Here is a 15,009-nt window from a genome sequence, read left to right as displayed (position 1 = left end):
TGCGGCCGCCGATTCGGCCATGCTACCCGGCGCTGGGCGAACAGCAATACAAGGAACGGCCGATGAAGATTCTTGCCTATGACAATTTCAAGCCCGGCGTCACGCTCGACGATTTGCGGCCTTATCTGCGCGACGAAGTGTCGAATGTCTGGCGGCTCTGGAAGGCGGGGATCGTGCGCGAGAATTATGCGCGCGCCGATATTGGCGGCGTCATCATCGTCTTCGAGCTCGACAGCGTCGCGGAAGCGCGGCGCTACACCGAGGACTTCCCGCTGTCCAAGGCCGGGCTGCTAGAATGGCACTTCATCGCCTTCGACGCGCCATTGCCGCTGGAATTCCTGTTCGATCCGACGGTCGATATCGCCAAGCCATGGGACCGGACTGCGGCATGATCCGGTCGAGCGACGGGATCGAAATCCCGGCCAGCCTGGCTGAGTGGTGCGATCCGCGCCGCACGGCGCTGGTGGTCTACGACATGCAGGTCGGCATCTGCCGGCAGGTGGCCGGCGCCGCGACCATCGTCGAGCGTACCGGCACGGTGCTGGAAGCGGCGCGCGGGGCCGGAATGCGGGTGGCGTTCACGCGCCACCTGTCGCTGCCGCGCAAATGGATGGGCGCGACGCAGCTGCGCACCGCCATGGCCTGGCAGCGGCGCGACAGCCCCGACACGGTCGAGCCGTGGTTCCCGCGCGACGCCGAAGCGACGCGGATCGTGCCCGAGCTGGACCCCCGCGCGGACGAGGCGGTATTCGACAAGCTCACGATGTCGGCGTTCGATTCCACCGCGCTCGGCTTTGCCTTGCGCGATTGCGGCGTGCGCACGATAGCGCTCGCTGGCATCGCCATGGAGATCGGCATCGAGCCGACCGTTCGCCAGGCGACCGACAATGGCTTTGTCGCCGTGGTAATCGAGGATGCCTGTGGCTTCGGCAACCGCGAAGCGCGCGACCGCTCGATGGCAACGCTACGCTTCCTCGGCGAAGCCGTCGTCACCGACGTCGCAAGCTTCTGCAGCGCGCTTGCCGGCGCGGGTTGAGGGCAATCGGCTTGCCGCGCGACCCACCGTTTCACGGCAACGCCGAACCGCTCCATCGCTTTGTCTTCACACATTACGGACGGAAAACCGCTCCGCGCTTTTCCCGGAATTGATCTAGGTGGTGGCTGCGCTGTCGGTGCGAAAACGCACGCCCTCGGCGCGGCCGTGCACGCTGCCCCAGTCGTAGAGCGCCTGGAGCGTGGCGGCGAGACCTTCGCCGCGCCCGGTCAAGGCGTAGCGCCCCTTGCCGTCGGGCGACGTCTGGAGCGTGACGAAGCCGATCTCGACAAGCTCGGCGAGGCGCTGCGTCAGCATCTTGTCCGAGAGTGAGGGAATCAGCCGGCGCAGGTCGGAATAGCGCATCGGCTGTTCCTTGATGCGCGCCAGGATCACCGTCTTCCACTTGCCCCCGAGCGCGTCGAGCGCGAACTCGACCGGACAGCCGTAGAGTCTTCCGCGTTGGGTCATGCGCCATGGTAGGCAAGGCACGGTGACGACGAAAGCAGAATTTGCCCGGCCATCTGGCCAGGGTCGCGGCTCACGGCCTCGCCGACTACAAAATCCATGGAGGAGAACGAAGACGAGCGTGCGCGACATCAATCCGGTCGATGCGAGACGGCCGAAACGTGTGGCGTCATCGCCTGGCTGTCTCGACCACCACAGGCTGCTGGTCGGCTCTGGTGGAGCGAGCTCCCGCACCCCTGGTTCGCCTTCACCGAACGCGGCTATGCGGTCGAGATCTTTTCACCCGGCGACAGCGGTCTTGCATCCGAGATCGCGTCAAGACAGAGGCGGCCTCATCCGAGCAAGCGCTTGCTCAGCCGCGCGCACTGCACGCGAATATCGGGAATGGCGTCGATTTCGAAGAAGGTGCCGCGCGTCAGTGGCCCGACGGCGAGGATATTGGCGAATACCGTGCCGTCGCCGGCGATGACCTCGCAGTTCGCGGTCACGTCGAGGCCGAGGCGCAGCGGATCCGGCCGTGCCAGTCCACGCTCGACCAGCGACCGCACCACGCTGTTCGAGGTGGTCGAGATGTCCCTGGCGATGCCTGTGCAATCATAGATGCGGGTGACGTCGAACCTTTCGAGCTGCTGCGTGTGGCGCGACTGGACCTGTAGGCTGAAGCCGTCGCCGGCGGCGATCTCGACGACGCGCCCGGCGACAAGGCGGATGCGGCCCGCTTGCACCGCCTCGGCAACGCGGGCGTAGACTTCCGGCGCCATGCGATGGCGGTGGATGTCCCACCAGGCCTTGGTGTGCTCGACGAAGCGGCGCTTGGCCGAGGACGGCCAATTCTGCCAGATCTTCTGGTTGAAGGGTCTCAGACCGTCGACGACGTCGCGCCAGTCGATGCCGGCCTTCTGGTTTTCCCGGATCAGGTCGCGGAACCAGCCGACGAAATAGGAAAGCTGGGTGCCGAGCGGAATGTCGGCAACGTCGAGCTTGATCGGATTGCCCTTGCGATGCGGCGAAGGCAGCAGGCCGCGCCGCGACACCGCGACGATCGCGCCGCGGTGGCCGCGCTGCTCGAGCGACAGGAAGGCATCGACCATGCTCAAGCCGGTGCCCAGCACCAGGACTCGGGCTTCGGGGTCGAGCACAGTGTCCGCCTCGGATCCCATCCTGATCGCATGCCCCTGCCCCGCCCCCGGCTCTTCGTCGTGGCCGGTGGCGAGCACGGCAAGATGCGCAACCACGCTGGTGCCGTTGGCCAGCGCCACTTCGACGCCTGACGCGGTCGGCGAGATCGACAGGCTCTCCTCGCGGATCAAGCGCAGCCGGCCCGTCTGCTGCTCACGCGCCTCGAGCTCGTCGAGCAACTCCTTGAGATAGCGGGCGTAGACGCTGCGCGGCGCATAGACCGGCGCCTGTTCCGGCGTTGCCAGGCCGCGTTCAAGCAGCCAGCGCGAGAAATTGCCGGGATCGTCGGCATAGGCGCTCATGCCCGACGCGCTGACATTCAGCACATGCGCCGACAGCAGCGTTGAATAGGCCATGCCTTGCCCAAAATGCGGGCGTTTTTCGATCAGGCTGACACGTAGATCGGGATTGGGCGACTTCAGCAGATGAGCGGCAAGCACGACGCCGCTGGCACCGCCGCCGACAATGATGATCGAACTTGGCGTAGCGCGCATGGTCATGCGCACACCAGCTGTCCTGGCGATCGTCGCCGGCTCAGGAGAGATTGGTTCAGGCCTGGATTTTCAACGCCGCCGAAAAATCCTCGTCGCCGGCGATGTCGCGCATTTCGGCGAGGCTGCGCTGGTCCAGCACCTCGGCGATGGCCTGCCGGACCTCCAGCATCAGGTGTCGGACTTGGCATGTCGCCTCGTTGCAGTCTTCGCAGCGCTGATACTGGGTGCGGCTGGCGCAAGGAATGGGGGCAAGCGGCCCGTCGAGCACGCGCACGACGTGGCCGACCTTGATCTCGTCCGCTGGGCGTGCCAGCCGGTAGCCGCCTTCCTTGCCCTTGCGGCTCTGAACGAAACCGGCATTGCGCAATTCGCCAAGGATGGCATCGAGGAACTTCTTCGGAATATTGTTTCCTGTGGCGATGTCGTTGACGAAGGCGAGCTGTCCAACCGGCAGGCGCGCCAGATGGACGAGCGCCTTGAGGCCGTATTTACCTTTTTTCGTGAGCATAACCCGCACGTTTCTCTGTCATGCGATGACGCAAGGCCACCGGTTGCGAAACGCCTGGCGTGCCTCCCCGCCGCGTCCAAGCTGTCACTACAGATAAATTCTAGTGACATGATATACAAGCCGAGAAACGTTGATTTTGCTTCGTTTTCACGCCGCAATGGCCATTTTGGCCGGGGCTTGTGCTCTTGGAAGCACAGAAGCCGCCGCGAATGGCGCACCGGCAAACGGGCCGGCGGCAGGAATGTCCCGATCGGCGAGAATACCGACAGCAGCTTCTGCCCCTGAATTTGAAGGCCAAAGCATGCCGCGCGCGGCAACAAGGAGGGTGGCGTCGCTCATCGTCCTCTCCAATCCTTCAATGTCGATAAGGATACTAGACTTAACCGCGAACACAGGGAACTTGATTCCAATTTCTTGGCCATCCACAGCATGGATTTGCCGATGCAGGGGCGAAAACGGGAAAATCGTTGTTGCGCGCATGGACGACGTGGAAGAGGTTCCCGGGCAAGGACGATGGTTCTCACCCGGGCCGTCACCCAGAAGCGCGGGAACTGCCATAGCCAGATGACTTTTTCTAACAAGACCGCACCGATTGGAAGGATTTAACTCTACAAGAATGATAGAGTTAGATGACTATGAAACGCAATCCGGGTTTTTCTCGTTTCCAGGAGCCTTTCATGTCCACCATTTCGCGACGTATCGTTCTCTTGTCCTCGGCGGCTCTGGCGGGCGCCGCCTTCCTCGGCCCGGCCGATGCGCGGGACCTCAAGATCACTATCGGCTACCAGACGGTGGTCGAACCCTCGAAGGTGCCGCAGGCCGACGGCGCCTATGAGAGCGCGACCAAGGCGACAATCGACTGGCGGAAATTCGATTCCGGCGCCGACGTGATCGCGGCGATCGCTTCCGGTTCGGTCGACATCGGTTATGTCGGCTCGAGCCCGCTGGCGGCGGCGGCGAGCCGCGAGCTTCCAATCCAGACAATCTTCGTTGTCGGGCTGATCGGCGAATCCGAGGCCCTTGTCGCCCGCAACGGCGCCGGCATCGAGAAGGCCGCCGACCTTGCCGGCAAGAAGGTGGCGGTGCCCTTCGTTTCGACGACGCATTACAGCCTGCTTGCCGCGCTGAAGCATGAGGGTGTCGACCCGAAGTCGGTCGATATTCTCAATCTGCGGCCACCGGAGATCGCGGCGGCATGGGCGCGCGGCGACATCGACGCCGCCTATGTATGGGATCCGGCACTCGGCCAGATCAAGACGACGGGCAAGGTCGTGCTGGATTCCTCCCAGGTCGCCGCCTGGGGCGCGCCGACCTTCGACGCCTGGATCGTGCGCACCGACTTCGCCGAAAGGAACCCGGAAGCGGTGCGCGACTTCGTCAAAGTAACGGGCGCAGCCTATGCCGAGTTCCTGGCCAAGCCGGACGCCTGGTCGGTGACGTCGCCGCAAGCGGCCAAGATCGCCACGATCACCGGCGCCAAGCTGGAGGACGTGCCGCAACTATTGAGGGGCTATGTCTTCCCGACGCTCGAGGAGCAAGCCTCGGACAAGTTCCTCCGTGGCGGCACGGTCAAGGCGGTCGAGGCGACATCGGCCTTCCTCAAGGAGCAGGGCAAGATCGACGCCGTGCTGCCGGATTATTCGAAATACGTGTCGTCGAAATATGTCAGCGAAGCGCTTGCCTCGAACTGACGCCAACGCGCGCGGTTCTCCTTCCCTGACGCCGCGTGCTCCCTGCCCCGAACCGCTTGCGAGGAGCGGCTTCGGGGCAGACAGATTCGGAATATCGGCGAGGTTCCCATGACGCATCTCGTGCTCGACAAGGTCTCGGTCCACTATGACGGTCAGCCGGCGCCGGCGGTCGAAAATGTGTCGATTGAGATCGCCAAGGATGACTTCGTTGTCCTGGTCGGCCGCTCCGGCTGCGGCAAGACCTCGTTGCTCAACGTCGCTGCGGGCCTGGTCGAGCCTGTGCGCGGACGCGCCACGATTGGCGGCCGGCCGATCACGGCGCCAGGCTCTGACCGCGCCGTCGTGTTCCAGAACGACGCGCTGTTTCCGTGGCTGACCGCGCGGGAAAATGTCGCCTTTGCGCTCAGGCTGCGCGGTGTCAGGGCCGCGGAACGGGCGCGGACTGCCGACGACCTTCTGGCGCTGGTGAAACTCGACGGCGCCGGCGACAAGCGCATCTGGGAGCTTTCCGGCGGCATGCGCCAGCGGGTCGGCCTGGCCCGGGCGCTGGCGGCCGAGCCGCAATTCCTGCTGCTCGACGAGCCGCTGGGCGCGCTCGATGCGCTGACACGCGAACGCATGCAGACAACGCTGCTCGATCTGTGGACGGCAAGCCAGGTCGGCGTGCTGATGGTCACGCACGGCATCGAGGAAGCCCTGGTGCTGGCAACCCGTATCATTGTGCTCGCTCCCGGCCCTGGCCGGGTGGTGTGGAGCTTCGAGACCGGCTTCAGCCGGCGCTATGCAGCCGGCGAGGCCATTCGCAGCATCAAGGCCGATCCCGCCTTCGCCGCAGCGCGGGGCGAGCTGACCGACGCGATCTTCGAAGGGGAGGCAGCATGACCGTTACCTCCTATACCGAGCGGCCGCAGCGCAAGGTCGACGACGGAGCCGACGCGCTGTCGGTGCCATGGTCGCGGCCGCGGCCGAGACGCAGCCGCGTTTCGGCCCGCGTGGTTAGCGCGATCACCATTCTGATGATGCTGGCGGCGTGGACGGCATCGGCCCGCCTGCAATTGGTGTCGCCGGTTTTCCTGCCGTCGCCTGTGGCAGTCTGGAACAAATTTGTCGTCGTCGCCCGTGACGGCTTTGTCGACGCAACGCTGCTCCAGCATATCGCCGCCAGCCTGTGGCGGGTGTTTGCGGCGCTGGTCGCGGCCGTTTTCGTCGGCGTTCCCATCGGGCTGGCTATCGGCATCAGCACGATCGGGCGCGGCATCTTCGATCCGCTGCTCGAATTCCTGCGGCCGATCCCGCCGCTCGCCTATCTGCCGCTGATCATTATCTGGTTCGGCATTGGCGAGCCGTCCAAGATCCTGGTGATTGCCATTGCCATGCTGGCGCCGGTTGCGCTGTCGACGGCATCGGGTGTTCGCGGCGTCTCGCAGGAGCGCATCAATGCAGCGCGCTCGCTTGGCGCCACGCAGCGCCAGGTGATCAGGCACGTCATCCTGCCCAGCGCGCTGCCCTCGATCCTGACCGGGCTGCGCATCGCGCTCGGCGCCGGCTGGTCGACGCTGGTCGCCGCCGAGCTGGTGGCCGCGACGCGCGGGCTTGGATTCATGATCCAGTCCGCTGCCCAGTTCCTCGTCACCGACGTGGTGGTGATGGGCATACTGGTGATCGCTGCCATTGCCTTCGTGCTCGAATTCATCATCCGCAGGATCGAGCGGGTTCTCGTCCCGTGGGCGGGGCGGGAGTAACCGGACCGGAGACGTGACGATGCCCCATTCCACCGCTGTACTGTTTGCGCATTTCGGCCATTGGCTCCGCCTGATCAAGGCCGGAGACAAACAGCCGCCTGACGGCGAACGCAAAACGCCGACGCCGGTCCAGCTGGATGCCGAGCGCAACCGCCTGCCGCCGCGCGACGAAAGTTTCTACTGGGGCTGGCAGTACTGGTCGCGGTGAGCGGCCGCCACGGGTCCGCTGTGTGCTGCTCCGGCGGGCGCCTGAGCATGGACGCCTGCTCAACCGCGCGAACGGTTTGCCCAGGCCAGACCGACCAGGCCGACCAGCGCGGTCACGATGCCGGCATAGAGCCATTGCGACTGGCCGGTCATGAAGCTGCCCTGGACCCAACCGATGCCTTGCAATGACCACAGCACGCCGATGGCGAGCACAATCAAGGCCAGCAGATTTTTGATCAATCTCATCGCTAGAACTCCCTTCCAAGTCGATCATCAGCCGCATTCCGGCCGAAATGGAACAGCTAAAAGAAGCAGCCCAATCACGCCAACTTCTACTTAGATGCTAACCTCTGATCCTGCGCAAGACATGCGGAGATCGGTGAAAAGATCATCAAGGAAGCTGTGCCGCGCTGCGGGAAATCTCTGACAAATTGTTTCGCGTCGACTCCAAACGTGTAACATTGCCATGGAACCGACAGATCATTGCCGCATTTGCTGCCTCATTCGTCCCTAACCGCTGCGGGTCTGTCAACGGAGCCAGTCCCCAACACATGAACAAAAGCAACCAGACCGCGCTTGTCGCGGCCACGATCGCGGCTGGCCTGATGGTCGGCGCATCCACTGCCAGCGCCGCCGCGCAGTGCGGCCGTGCCTCCTGGTACTCACTGCATTCCAGAACCGCTTCCGGCGAACGCATGAACCCGTCGGCGCTGACTGCCGCGCATCGCAGCCTGCCGTTCGGCACCAAGCTGAAGGTGACCAATCGCAACAATGGCCGCAGTGTCGTCGTGCGCATCAACGACCGCGGCCCGTTCATCAAGGGGCGGATGCTCGATCTGTCGAAGGGCGCCGCCAGTCAGCTTGGCTTCATCAGCTCGGGCCATACGGCCGTCTGCATGGCACGGGTCTAACGGCCGCCACGGCCGGACACCGCCTCCGACGCTCGTCCCCAATAGCCGTGCTGCCTGCCAGGCCTTCGCAGGTGCACATTGAGCCGGCTGTTGCCGTTCCAGGCGGATTCTCAACGCCTTGGACGAAAGAACGAGCCTAAATCACGCAAGTTGACGTATTGCATCGCAGCAGATTGTTGCTAACTTCCCCGCAAGGCATTCAAGGCTCGGCGCTGCTCGTCGGCCCTTCGATCGCAGTCGGCAGCGGGGTTCTCGATGTTCTACCAGCTCTACGAACTGAACCACGCCGCCTTGCAGCCGGCGCGCCTCTATGCCGATGCGGTGCGCCTGTTCTACTCCAATCCGCTCAACCCGGTCTCACACACGTCCTGGGGTCGCTCGGTTGCGGCAACGGCCGAACTGTTCGAGCGCACGACGCGCCGCTACGGCAAGCCGCAATTCGGCCTGACCAAGACCGTGGTCGACTGGAAAACCGTCGAGGTCAGCGAACATACCGTCTGGTCGCGGCCGTTCTGCAACCTGGTCCGTTTCGAGCGGGCGGTTCCTGCTGGGCGCCGACCGGATCCGAAGCTGTTGATCGTCGCGCCGATGTCTGGCCACTACGCGACGCTGCTGCGCGGCACGGTTGAGGCGATGCTGCCCTATGCCGACGTGCATATCACCGACTGGGTCGACGCCCGCATGGTGCCGCTGGCCGACGGCAGCTTCGATCTTGACGACTATATCGACTACATCGTCGACATGCTGCATGCGCTGGGTCCCGACACCCATGTGATGGCGGTGTGCCAGCCTTCGGTGCCGGTGCTGGCGGCGGCGGCACTGATGGAAGCCAAGGGTGATCCGTTCGTGCCCTCGACGATGACGCTGATGGGCGGGCCGATCGACACGCGCCGCAATCCGACGGCGGTCAATCTGCTAGCGCAGGAAAAGGGCATCGACTGGTTCCGCGACAACGTCATCATGCGCGCGCCCTGGCCGGTGCCGGGCTTCGGCCGCGAGGTCTATCCCGGCTTCCTGCAGCTTTCGGGATTCATGAGCATGAACCTCGACCGCCACATCATCGCCCACAAGGACTTCTTCATGCACCTGGTGAAGCATGACGGCGACAATGCCGAGAAGCACCGCGAGTTCTACGACGAATATCTGGCGGTGATGGATCTGACGGCGGAATTCTACCTGCAGACCGTCGACACCGTGTTTGTCCGCCAGGCCTTGCCCAAGGGCAAAATGACGCATCGCGGCGTGGCGGTCGACCCTTCGGCGATCCGCAATGTCGCCCTGTTCACGGTCGAGGGCGAGAACGACGACATTTCCGGCCTTGGCCAGACCAAGGCTGCGCACGACCTGTGCATCAACATCCCGGCCGACAGGCACGCCCATTACATGCAGCCGGCGGTCGGCCACTATGGTGTGTTCAACGGCTCGCGCTTCCGCTCCGAAATCGTGCCGCGCATCGTCGACTTCATTACCAGCTACGGCCGTCAGAACCGTGTTGCGGTCAAGCCCAAGCTGGTCAGGACCGGCAAGAAATAGGCGACCAGTGATGATGCCTGTCAATCCGCATCAGGTCGGTCAATCCAAAATCATCGGTTGGCGGGGCCGTGCGGCCGGTCGACCTGTTGCACAATAGTCGCGTTGGCGCCACGCGGGTAACCATGCCGCAAAAATCAATCCATCCTCATAATTGACACGGACTGTAAATACCCCTTAACGTTTCGTTAACAACAAGGGACAAGCGGGGACAATGATTTCCTCACCAATGGCGAGAACGCTGCGCCTGTGTGCGCTGGCCGGACTTACTGTGGCGGCAGGTTGGGCCGGTTCGGCCTCGGCAGCCAGCCCGATGATAACAGGTGGCCCGACCTCGCAGCCGATCGGCCATTATGATTTCTGCAAGAGCTACGCGTCCGAATGTTCGATCCGCCCGAAGGATCTGTCGCCCGCCAGCCTGACCGGCTCGCTGTGGCGCAAGCTGCTCAGCGTCACGACAAGGGTCAACGCCGCCGTCAAGCCGGAGAGCGACTTCGACATCTACGGCAAGGACGAGGTCTGGGCCTATCCCGACAAGGGCGTCGGCGATTGCGAGGACTATGTCCTGGAAAAGCGCCGTGAGCTGAATCGGCTGGGCGTCTCGTTTTCCGATCTGCTGATGACCGTCGTGCGCAAGCCGGATGGCGAAGGCCACGCCGTGCTGACGGTGCGCACCGACAAGGGCGACTATATCCTCGACAATCTGACCGACCAGGTCCGTTCCTGGGACCAGACCGGCTATCGTTTCCTCAAGCGGCAGGCGATCGACAATACCGGCCGCTGGGTCTCGATCCGCGGCGGCCAGCAGGTGCTGGTCGGCTCGGTCCAGTAACAAGGCAACTCATTTCGGTCGTGCCAGCGCGGCGCGGATCGACGCAATGATGCGGCGAAGCTCGGCTTCGTCGAGCTTTTCGATGTTGTCGGCCAGGAGATTGGCAAGCTCGGTCGCCGCCGGGCTAAGGCCCGACGTGTCGAGCTTGACACGCGGATGCGAGGTTTCGGCCAGCCGCGCCAGTTCCTCGGCGTCGTCCCAGATGATGTTGAAATAGCCGATGATCTTCTGGATCAGCGTCCAGCTCGGCGCACCGCGGCGGCCGTGTTCCAGCGCCGAGAGATAGGCTGCGCTGACGCCGATCGCCTTGGCCATGTCCTTCTGGCTGACGCCGCGCTCGTTTCGCAGCACGCGAAGCTTTTCGCCGAATGGGGTCACAAGCGCACCTTCATGGGTGCATCCTCATAGGTGCGTCCCTCATCGGCGTGTCCTCATGAGCGCGCCCGCCGCAAGCGGACATAGAGCGCGCCCGAGCCGCCATGTTTGCGGGCGGCATGGTCGTGGCTGGAGACGAGGGGCCGGAAGGCGGGTGTCGACAGCCATGACGGCACGGCGCGCCGCAAGACGCCATCGCCGCCCGACGAAGAGCCCTTGCCGGTGATCACCAGGACGTAGCGGATGCCGCCGGCATGCGCCCGGTGCAGAAAGGAAAACAGCAGCGAATAGGCTTCGTCCTGCGTCAGGCCATGCAGGTCGACGCGGCCCTCGATCGGCAGCCGGCCCTTCGACAGCTTGTCCAGCGTCGGTTCGTCGAGTGCGTGGGAGACATGCTGCGCCTTCGGCTTTGCAGCCGTGGCAGCATTGCCCGCGACCTGTGCCGGCGGCGGCGCCTGCCTGGTCTCGTCGATCTCCGGCCCGACGTGCGGAATTTCGACGGCGGTTCTGCCCTTCAGCGGTTTTGCCGTGTGCGCCACCAGGTTCCACAGCACCCGGTCGTCCTCGCTCAGCCTGTCGATGCGCCGGGTCATCGGCCTGCTCCTGAAACCAGCGGCCGGGGGATCAGCGCATAAAAATCTGCGGCGTTGCGGATAACGCCGGCGATCTCGCCGGCAGCATCGCCCGACCCGGCAAACAGATCGCCGCGGGCCGGCCCGGTGATCGCCGAGCCGGTGTCCTGCGCGATCATCAGCCGCCGGAACGGTTTTCCGTCGAAAGCGGTCAGCGACGGCGCATCGATATGGAAGGGCGTGCCGAACGTGTGCAGCAGTCGGTCGACGGCGATCGAGCGGCCGGGGGTCAGCGCCACCTTGGCGGCAGCGATCGGGCCGAGCTCTGGGTCGTCGACGCCCATCTCGCGGAAGAAGATGTAGGAGCGGTTGCGCCAAAGGATCTCGTCGACGCGTTCCGGATGCGCCTTGAACCAGGCACGGATCGACTGCATCGTCACTTTCTCCAGCGGGATCTCGCCTTCCTCGCTCAAGATCTTGCCCGGTCCGGTAAAGCGCTGGCCGGATTTGGCGGCATAGGTGATGCGGCGAAGCCTGCCGTCGGTCATCTTGAGGCGTGCCGCGCCCTGCACGTGAATGAAGAAGGCGTCGACCTTGTCGGCGAGCCAGGCGATTTCCAGCCTTTTTCCGGCAAGCGCGCCGCGTTCGATCTCGCCGCGGTCGAAATATTCGACCGGGCCGTTCGGCGCCGCACGTGCGAAGGCGAGATAAGGATCCATGCCGGAAGGACGATTGCCGTCGTCGATGTCGACAAGGTCGGCCGGGCGGGCCAGCAATGGCACCGGAAACTGCTCCGTTCGCACCGGCGAGGCTTCGACCTCCGGCTCATAAAAGCCGGTGACCAGGCCGGGGCCACCATCTTCGGCATCGATACGGGCCGGAACGAAATGGCGCTCGAAAAAGCTTCGGGCCTGCAACCGATTCGCCGGCGAAACGGTGCGCGCTTCGGCATAGGCGTCGGCAAAGCCATTGTAATCGACGCCGAGCGCGCCGGAGCGGTAGGATTTGGTCAGGATATGAAAGGCCGACCGGCGAAAGGCGTCAAAGGCAGGGAGATGGTCGTCCTCGCCCCAGCCCGGCAATTCGCCAAAGGATTTTTCGCTGAAGGCTCGAGAAAGCGACACGACAGCCTCCGCCGCCGTCCAGTTCAGTCTTCTTCTTCGGTGGCGACGAGCTTCCAGTTCGGATCGCGCGAGCGCGCGTCACGAGCGAAGGTCCAGACATCCTTGACCTCGGCGACGGTTTCGGGATCGCCGTCGATGACGGCGCCGGCCTTGTCGCGGGTCGCCGAAATCAGTTCGCTGACGATGCGCAGCGTGATGTGCGCCTCGCTGCCCTTCATCTCGGCCGAAACGATGTCGGCCTTGTCGATGCCGACGAAGGAGGACTGGATCTTTTCGGCCTTCGCCTCGCGGTCGCCGATGGCCGCGACGAAGCCGTCATAGACCTCGCGCGACAAAAGGTTCTTCAGCGTTTTACGGTCGCCATCGGCGTAGGCCATGACGATCATCACGTACGCCATCTAGGCGCCGTCGACGCAGGTCTTCCGATCCAACGACGGATCAATGTCCTTGATCGCCCGCAGGCCCCGATTGAGATCGGTGTCCGGCTTGGCAAAGGCATCGATCGCCACATAGGCATCGGCCGCCGGCTCTCCCGCCAGGCGCTTGCGCGGCAGCGAGACCACGTTCTCGGGTTTCTGGGCGGCATCCTTGTCGTTTTTGCGCGCTGCCGTATATGGATCGAAGGGTGGGCGCTCGTTGCCCGTGCGTCGGCCAAGCACGTTGCGCAGCTGGAAGAAGATCACCACCGCCGCAATCAGAAAGAAAATCGTGCCGAAGTCGAAGAAGCCCATATCTTGCGCCAATCAATCCCTGCTTTGGCCGGACCAGCGGCCAAGCAAGGGCCGCGATCACATAGCGTTCAGTATCCAAAGCATATAGAACGCATGGCGCAATCATTCAAATCAAAGGCAGCCATACCTATCTAACAGCTCTGGTGCCAGCGGCGATTGCTCGCCGGCCGGCAAAACATCGAAAACGATCGGTCAAGATTTGCGTATTTCGCTGCTTCCCCTGTTCATTCTCGCGCTTCCGCTGCTGGAGATAGCCGGTTTCGTTATTGTCGGCCGCCAGGTCGGCGCGCTGGCGACAGTCGGCTTGGTGCTGGCCTCGAGTGTCGCCGGCGCCCTGCTGCTGCGGCACCAGGGTTTTGGCGTCATGGCCAGGGTCCGTGCCGAAATGGATGCCGGGCGTGATCCGAGCGGCCAGCTTGCGCATGGCGCCATGATCGTGCTGGCAGCGATCCTTTTGATCATCCCCGGCTTCATCTCGGATATTTTCGGCCTTCTGCTGTTCCTGCCGCCGGTGCGCGATCTTGCCTGGCGGATGCTGAAAGGCCGCATCGTGCTGGCAACCGATTTCAGCAGTGGTTTGCGGGCAAGGCAACGCGGCAAGACCATCGATCTCGACGACGGCGACTATTCGCGGGCCGACGACCATACGCGCGGGCCGGGTTCTCCCTGGCGCCGCCTCAAGGACGAGTAGCTGCAAGGCAACCGGCGTCTTTTGCAAACTTGTCTTGTCGGGCCGGCCATGATAGCGAACGCCCGAATTTCAATCCGGTCAGCAACGCTGCCCAGGCAAAAGGACCACAGCTTATGGCCAGCAACGACGACGCGCCGACCGGCGCAGCCAACGGTAATGGAAATGCGGCGCAGCCTTCGCTCAACGTGCTTGCGCAATATGTGAAGGACCTGTCCTTCGAAAGCCCCGGCGCACCGAACTCGTTGCGCGGCCGCGACAAGGCTCCCGGCATCGCCATCAATGTCAACGTCAACGCCAACCCGCTTTCGGACAAGCAGTTCGACGTCAATTTGACGCTGAACGCAAAAGCGTCGTTCGACCAGGAAGTGCTGTTCAACGTCGAGCTGGTCTATGGCGGCGTCTTCTCCATCAGCGGCTTCCCGCAGGAGCACATGCTGCCGATCCTGTTCATCGAATGCCCGCGGCTGCTGTTCCCGTTCGCCCGGCAGATCATCGCCGAGGCAACACGCAACGGGGGCTTCCCGCCGCTGATGCTAGACCCGATCGATTTCGCGCAGATGTTCCAGCAGAAGTTGGCCGAGGACCAGGCTGCCGCCAAGGTCAAGGTGAGCTGAAGCTGGTTAGCTCGCAGCGTTTGAAAAACCCGGCGCGAAGCCGGGTTTTTTGTTTGAGACGCCGGCGGGGCAGTACCCCCCTCTGGCCTGCCGGCCATCTCCCCCTCAAGGGGGTGTTTGGACCGGAGACATCGCGAACAGGTGTGCGAGGACATCGCGAACAGTTTGGCGCGCTTTGCGCCGGGAGGTTCGGGATGCCATTCGAGGACACGAGCGCGATGAGATAGTGTGCTGAAGGTTCTGCAAAAAGTTTTGGAGAGAGAACGGGGCTTGCTCTGAGGGGCGAGCGGCCATGGCACGGTGGTGA

19 protein-coding genes and 1 pseudogene are annotated in these 15,009 nt (G+C 63.8%); 11 read left to right on the top strand and 9 right to left on the bottom strand.

Annotation, left to right across the window (positions count from 1 at the left end; all coding sequences use genetic code 11):
* Nucleotides 1–62 precede the first annotated feature (62 nt).
* Nucleotides 63–392 carry a hypothetical protein gene (locus NKH33_RS23915; protein ID WP_352458586.1) on the top strand — a complete coding sequence of 110 codons (330 nt, stop codon included), beginning with the start codon at nt 63–65 and terminating at the stop codon, nt 390–392.
* Complete coding sequence (locus tag NKH33_RS23910) at nt 389–1,036, top strand: cysteine hydrolase family protein (RefSeq protein ID WP_352818069.1); 648 nt, start codon at nt 389–391, stop codon at nt 1,034–1,036. The genes NKH33_RS23915 and NKH33_RS23910 overlap by 4 nt, the downstream gene beginning before the upstream one ends.
* 114 nt (nt 1,037–1,150) lie before the next feature.
* Here NKH33_RS23910 and NKH33_RS23905 read toward each other — a convergent pair whose 3' ends face one another.
* The 4 genes from NKH33_RS23905 to NKH33_RS23890 all read right to left on the bottom strand — a co-directional run bounded on the left by NKH33_RS23905 (nt 1,151) and on the right by NKH33_RS23890 (nt 4,162).
* A complete protein-coding gene (locus NKH33_RS23905) occupies nt 1,151–1,504 on the bottom strand; it encodes a winged helix-turn-helix transcriptional regulator (RefSeq protein ID WP_352921759.1) in 354 nt (117 codons plus the stop codon).
* A 329-nt stretch (nt 1,505–1,833) separates the two neighbouring features.
* On the bottom strand, nt 1,834–3,180 hold the full coding sequence (locus NKH33_RS23900; protein WP_352921757.1) for an FAD/NAD(P)-binding protein: 1,347 nt from the start codon (nt 3,178–3,180) through the stop codon (nt 1,834–1,836).
* A 49-nt stretch (nt 3,181–3,229) separates the two neighbouring features.
* Complete coding sequence (locus NKH33_RS23895; protein WP_023675902.1) at nt 3,230–3,682, bottom strand: RrF2 family transcriptional regulator; 453 nt, start codon at nt 3,680–3,682, stop codon at nt 3,230–3,232.
* A gap of 147 nt (nt 3,683–3,829) precedes the next feature.
* Nucleotides 3,830–4,162: a hypothetical protein gene (locus NKH33_RS23890; RefSeq protein ID WP_352453655.1), complete on the bottom strand. Its 333-nt coding sequence runs from the start codon at nt 4,160–4,162 to the stop codon at nt 3,830–3,832.
* Nucleotides 4,163–4,359: 197 nt separating this feature from the next.
* Between NKH33_RS23890 and tauA the strand changes: the two genes are divergently transcribed.
* The 4 genes from tauA (at nt 4,360) to NKH33_RS23870 (ending at nt 7,323) form a co-directional block, all read left to right on the top strand.
* The gene (gene tauA / locus NKH33_RS23885; protein WP_352921755.1) at nt 4,360–5,373 is read left to right on the top strand and encodes a taurine ABC transporter substrate-binding protein; all 1,014 of its coding nucleotides are present in this window, start codon (nt 4,360–4,362) and stop codon (nt 5,371–5,373) included.
* A gap of 108 nt (nt 5,374–5,481) precedes the next feature.
* Nucleotides 5,482–6,255, top strand: coding sequence for a taurine ABC transporter ATP-binding protein (locus NKH33_RS23880; protein WP_352686551.1), 774 nt, complete (start codon nt 5,482–5,484; stop codon nt 6,253–6,255).
* The gene (locus NKH33_RS23875; protein ID WP_352473980.1) at nt 6,252–7,115 is read left to right on the top strand and encodes an ABC transporter permease subunit; all 864 of its coding nucleotides are present in this window, start codon (nt 6,252–6,254) and stop codon (nt 7,113–7,115) included. Before NKH33_RS23880 ends, NKH33_RS23875 begins: the two co-directional genes overlap by 4 nt.
* 19 nt (nt 7,116–7,134) lie before the next feature.
* A complete protein-coding gene (locus tag NKH33_RS23870; RefSeq protein WP_352453651.1) occupies nt 7,135–7,323 on the top strand; it encodes a hypothetical protein in 189 nt (62 codons plus the stop codon).
* A gap of 59 nt (nt 7,324–7,382) precedes the next feature.
* Here NKH33_RS23870 and NKH33_RS23865 read toward each other — a convergent pair whose 3' ends face one another.
* Nucleotides 7,383–7,568 carry a hypothetical protein gene (locus tag NKH33_RS23865; protein WP_352473983.1) on the bottom strand — a complete coding sequence of 62 codons (186 nt, stop codon included), beginning with the start codon at nt 7,566–7,568 and terminating at the stop codon, nt 7,383–7,385.
* A 305-nt stretch (nt 7,569–7,873) separates the two neighbouring features.
* Here NKH33_RS23865 and NKH33_RS23860 point away from each other — a divergent pair, with 305 nt between their 5' ends.
* The 3 genes from NKH33_RS23860 to NKH33_RS23850 all read left to right on the top strand — a co-directional run bounded on the left by NKH33_RS23860 (nt 7,874) and on the right by NKH33_RS23850 (nt 10,595).
* Complete coding sequence (locus NKH33_RS23860) at nt 7,874–8,233, top strand: septal ring lytic transglycosylase RlpA family protein (protein ID WP_352473985.1); 360 nt, start codon at nt 7,874–7,876, stop codon at nt 8,231–8,233.
* 255 nt (nt 8,234–8,488) lie between these two features.
* Nucleotides 8,489–9,766, top strand: coding sequence for a polyhydroxyalkanoate depolymerase (locus NKH33_RS23855; protein ID WP_352921752.1), 1,278 nt, complete (start codon nt 8,489–8,491; stop codon nt 9,764–9,766).
* Nucleotides 9,767–9,977: 211 nt separating this feature from the next.
* Nucleotides 9,978–10,595: a transglutaminase-like cysteine peptidase gene (locus NKH33_RS23850; RefSeq protein WP_352473987.1), complete on the top strand. Its 618-nt coding sequence runs from the start codon at nt 9,978–9,980 to the stop codon at nt 10,593–10,595.
* A 9-nt stretch (nt 10,596–10,604) separates the two neighbouring features.
* Here NKH33_RS23850 and NKH33_RS23845 read toward each other — a convergent pair whose 3' ends face one another.
* The 4 genes and pseudogenes from NKH33_RS23845 to NKH33_RS23830 all read right to left on the bottom strand — a co-directional run bounded on the left by NKH33_RS23845 (nt 10,605) and on the right by NKH33_RS23830 (nt 13,397).
* Complete coding sequence (locus NKH33_RS23845) at nt 10,605–10,973, bottom strand: helix-turn-helix domain-containing protein (protein WP_023675912.1); 369 nt, start codon at nt 10,971–10,973, stop codon at nt 10,605–10,607.
* A 53-nt stretch (nt 10,974–11,026) separates the two neighbouring features.
* A complete protein-coding gene (locus NKH33_RS23840; RefSeq protein WP_352823293.1) occupies nt 11,027–11,563 on the bottom strand; it encodes a Smr/MutS family protein in 537 nt (178 codons plus the stop codon).
* Nucleotides 11,560–12,666 carry a murein transglycosylase A gene (mltA, locus tag NKH33_RS23835; RefSeq protein WP_352500824.1) on the bottom strand — a complete coding sequence of 369 codons (1,107 nt, stop codon included), beginning with the start codon at nt 12,664–12,666 and terminating at the stop codon, nt 11,560–11,562. Before mltA ends, NKH33_RS23840 begins: the two co-directional genes overlap by 4 nt.
* Nucleotides 12,667–12,689: 23 nt before the next feature.
* A pseudogene (locus tag NKH33_RS23830) lies at nt 12,690–13,397 on the bottom strand (Tim44/TimA family putative adaptor protein).
* A gap of 199 nt (nt 13,398–13,596) precedes the next feature.
* Here NKH33_RS23830 and NKH33_RS23825 point away from each other — a divergent pair.
* Nucleotides 13,597–14,088 carry an FxsA family protein gene (locus NKH33_RS23825; protein WP_023675916.1) on the top strand — a complete coding sequence of 164 codons (492 nt, stop codon included), beginning with the start codon at nt 13,597–13,599 and terminating at the stop codon, nt 14,086–14,088.
* Nucleotides 14,089–14,201: 113 nt separating this feature from the next.
* Complete coding sequence (gene secB / locus NKH33_RS23820) at nt 14,202–14,702, top strand: protein-export chaperone SecB (RefSeq protein ID WP_023675917.1); 501 nt, start codon at nt 14,202–14,204, stop codon at nt 14,700–14,702.
* Nucleotides 14,703–15,009 lie beyond the last annotated feature (307 nt).

The organism is Mesorhizobium sp. M1182 (assembly GCF_040318335.1).
Classification (GTDB): domain Bacteria; phylum Pseudomonadota; class Alphaproteobacteria; order Rhizobiales; family Rhizobiaceae; genus Mesorhizobium.
Note: the sequence above shows the minus strand (reverse complement) of the source record. Positions and strands in the feature narration are given on the sequence as shown.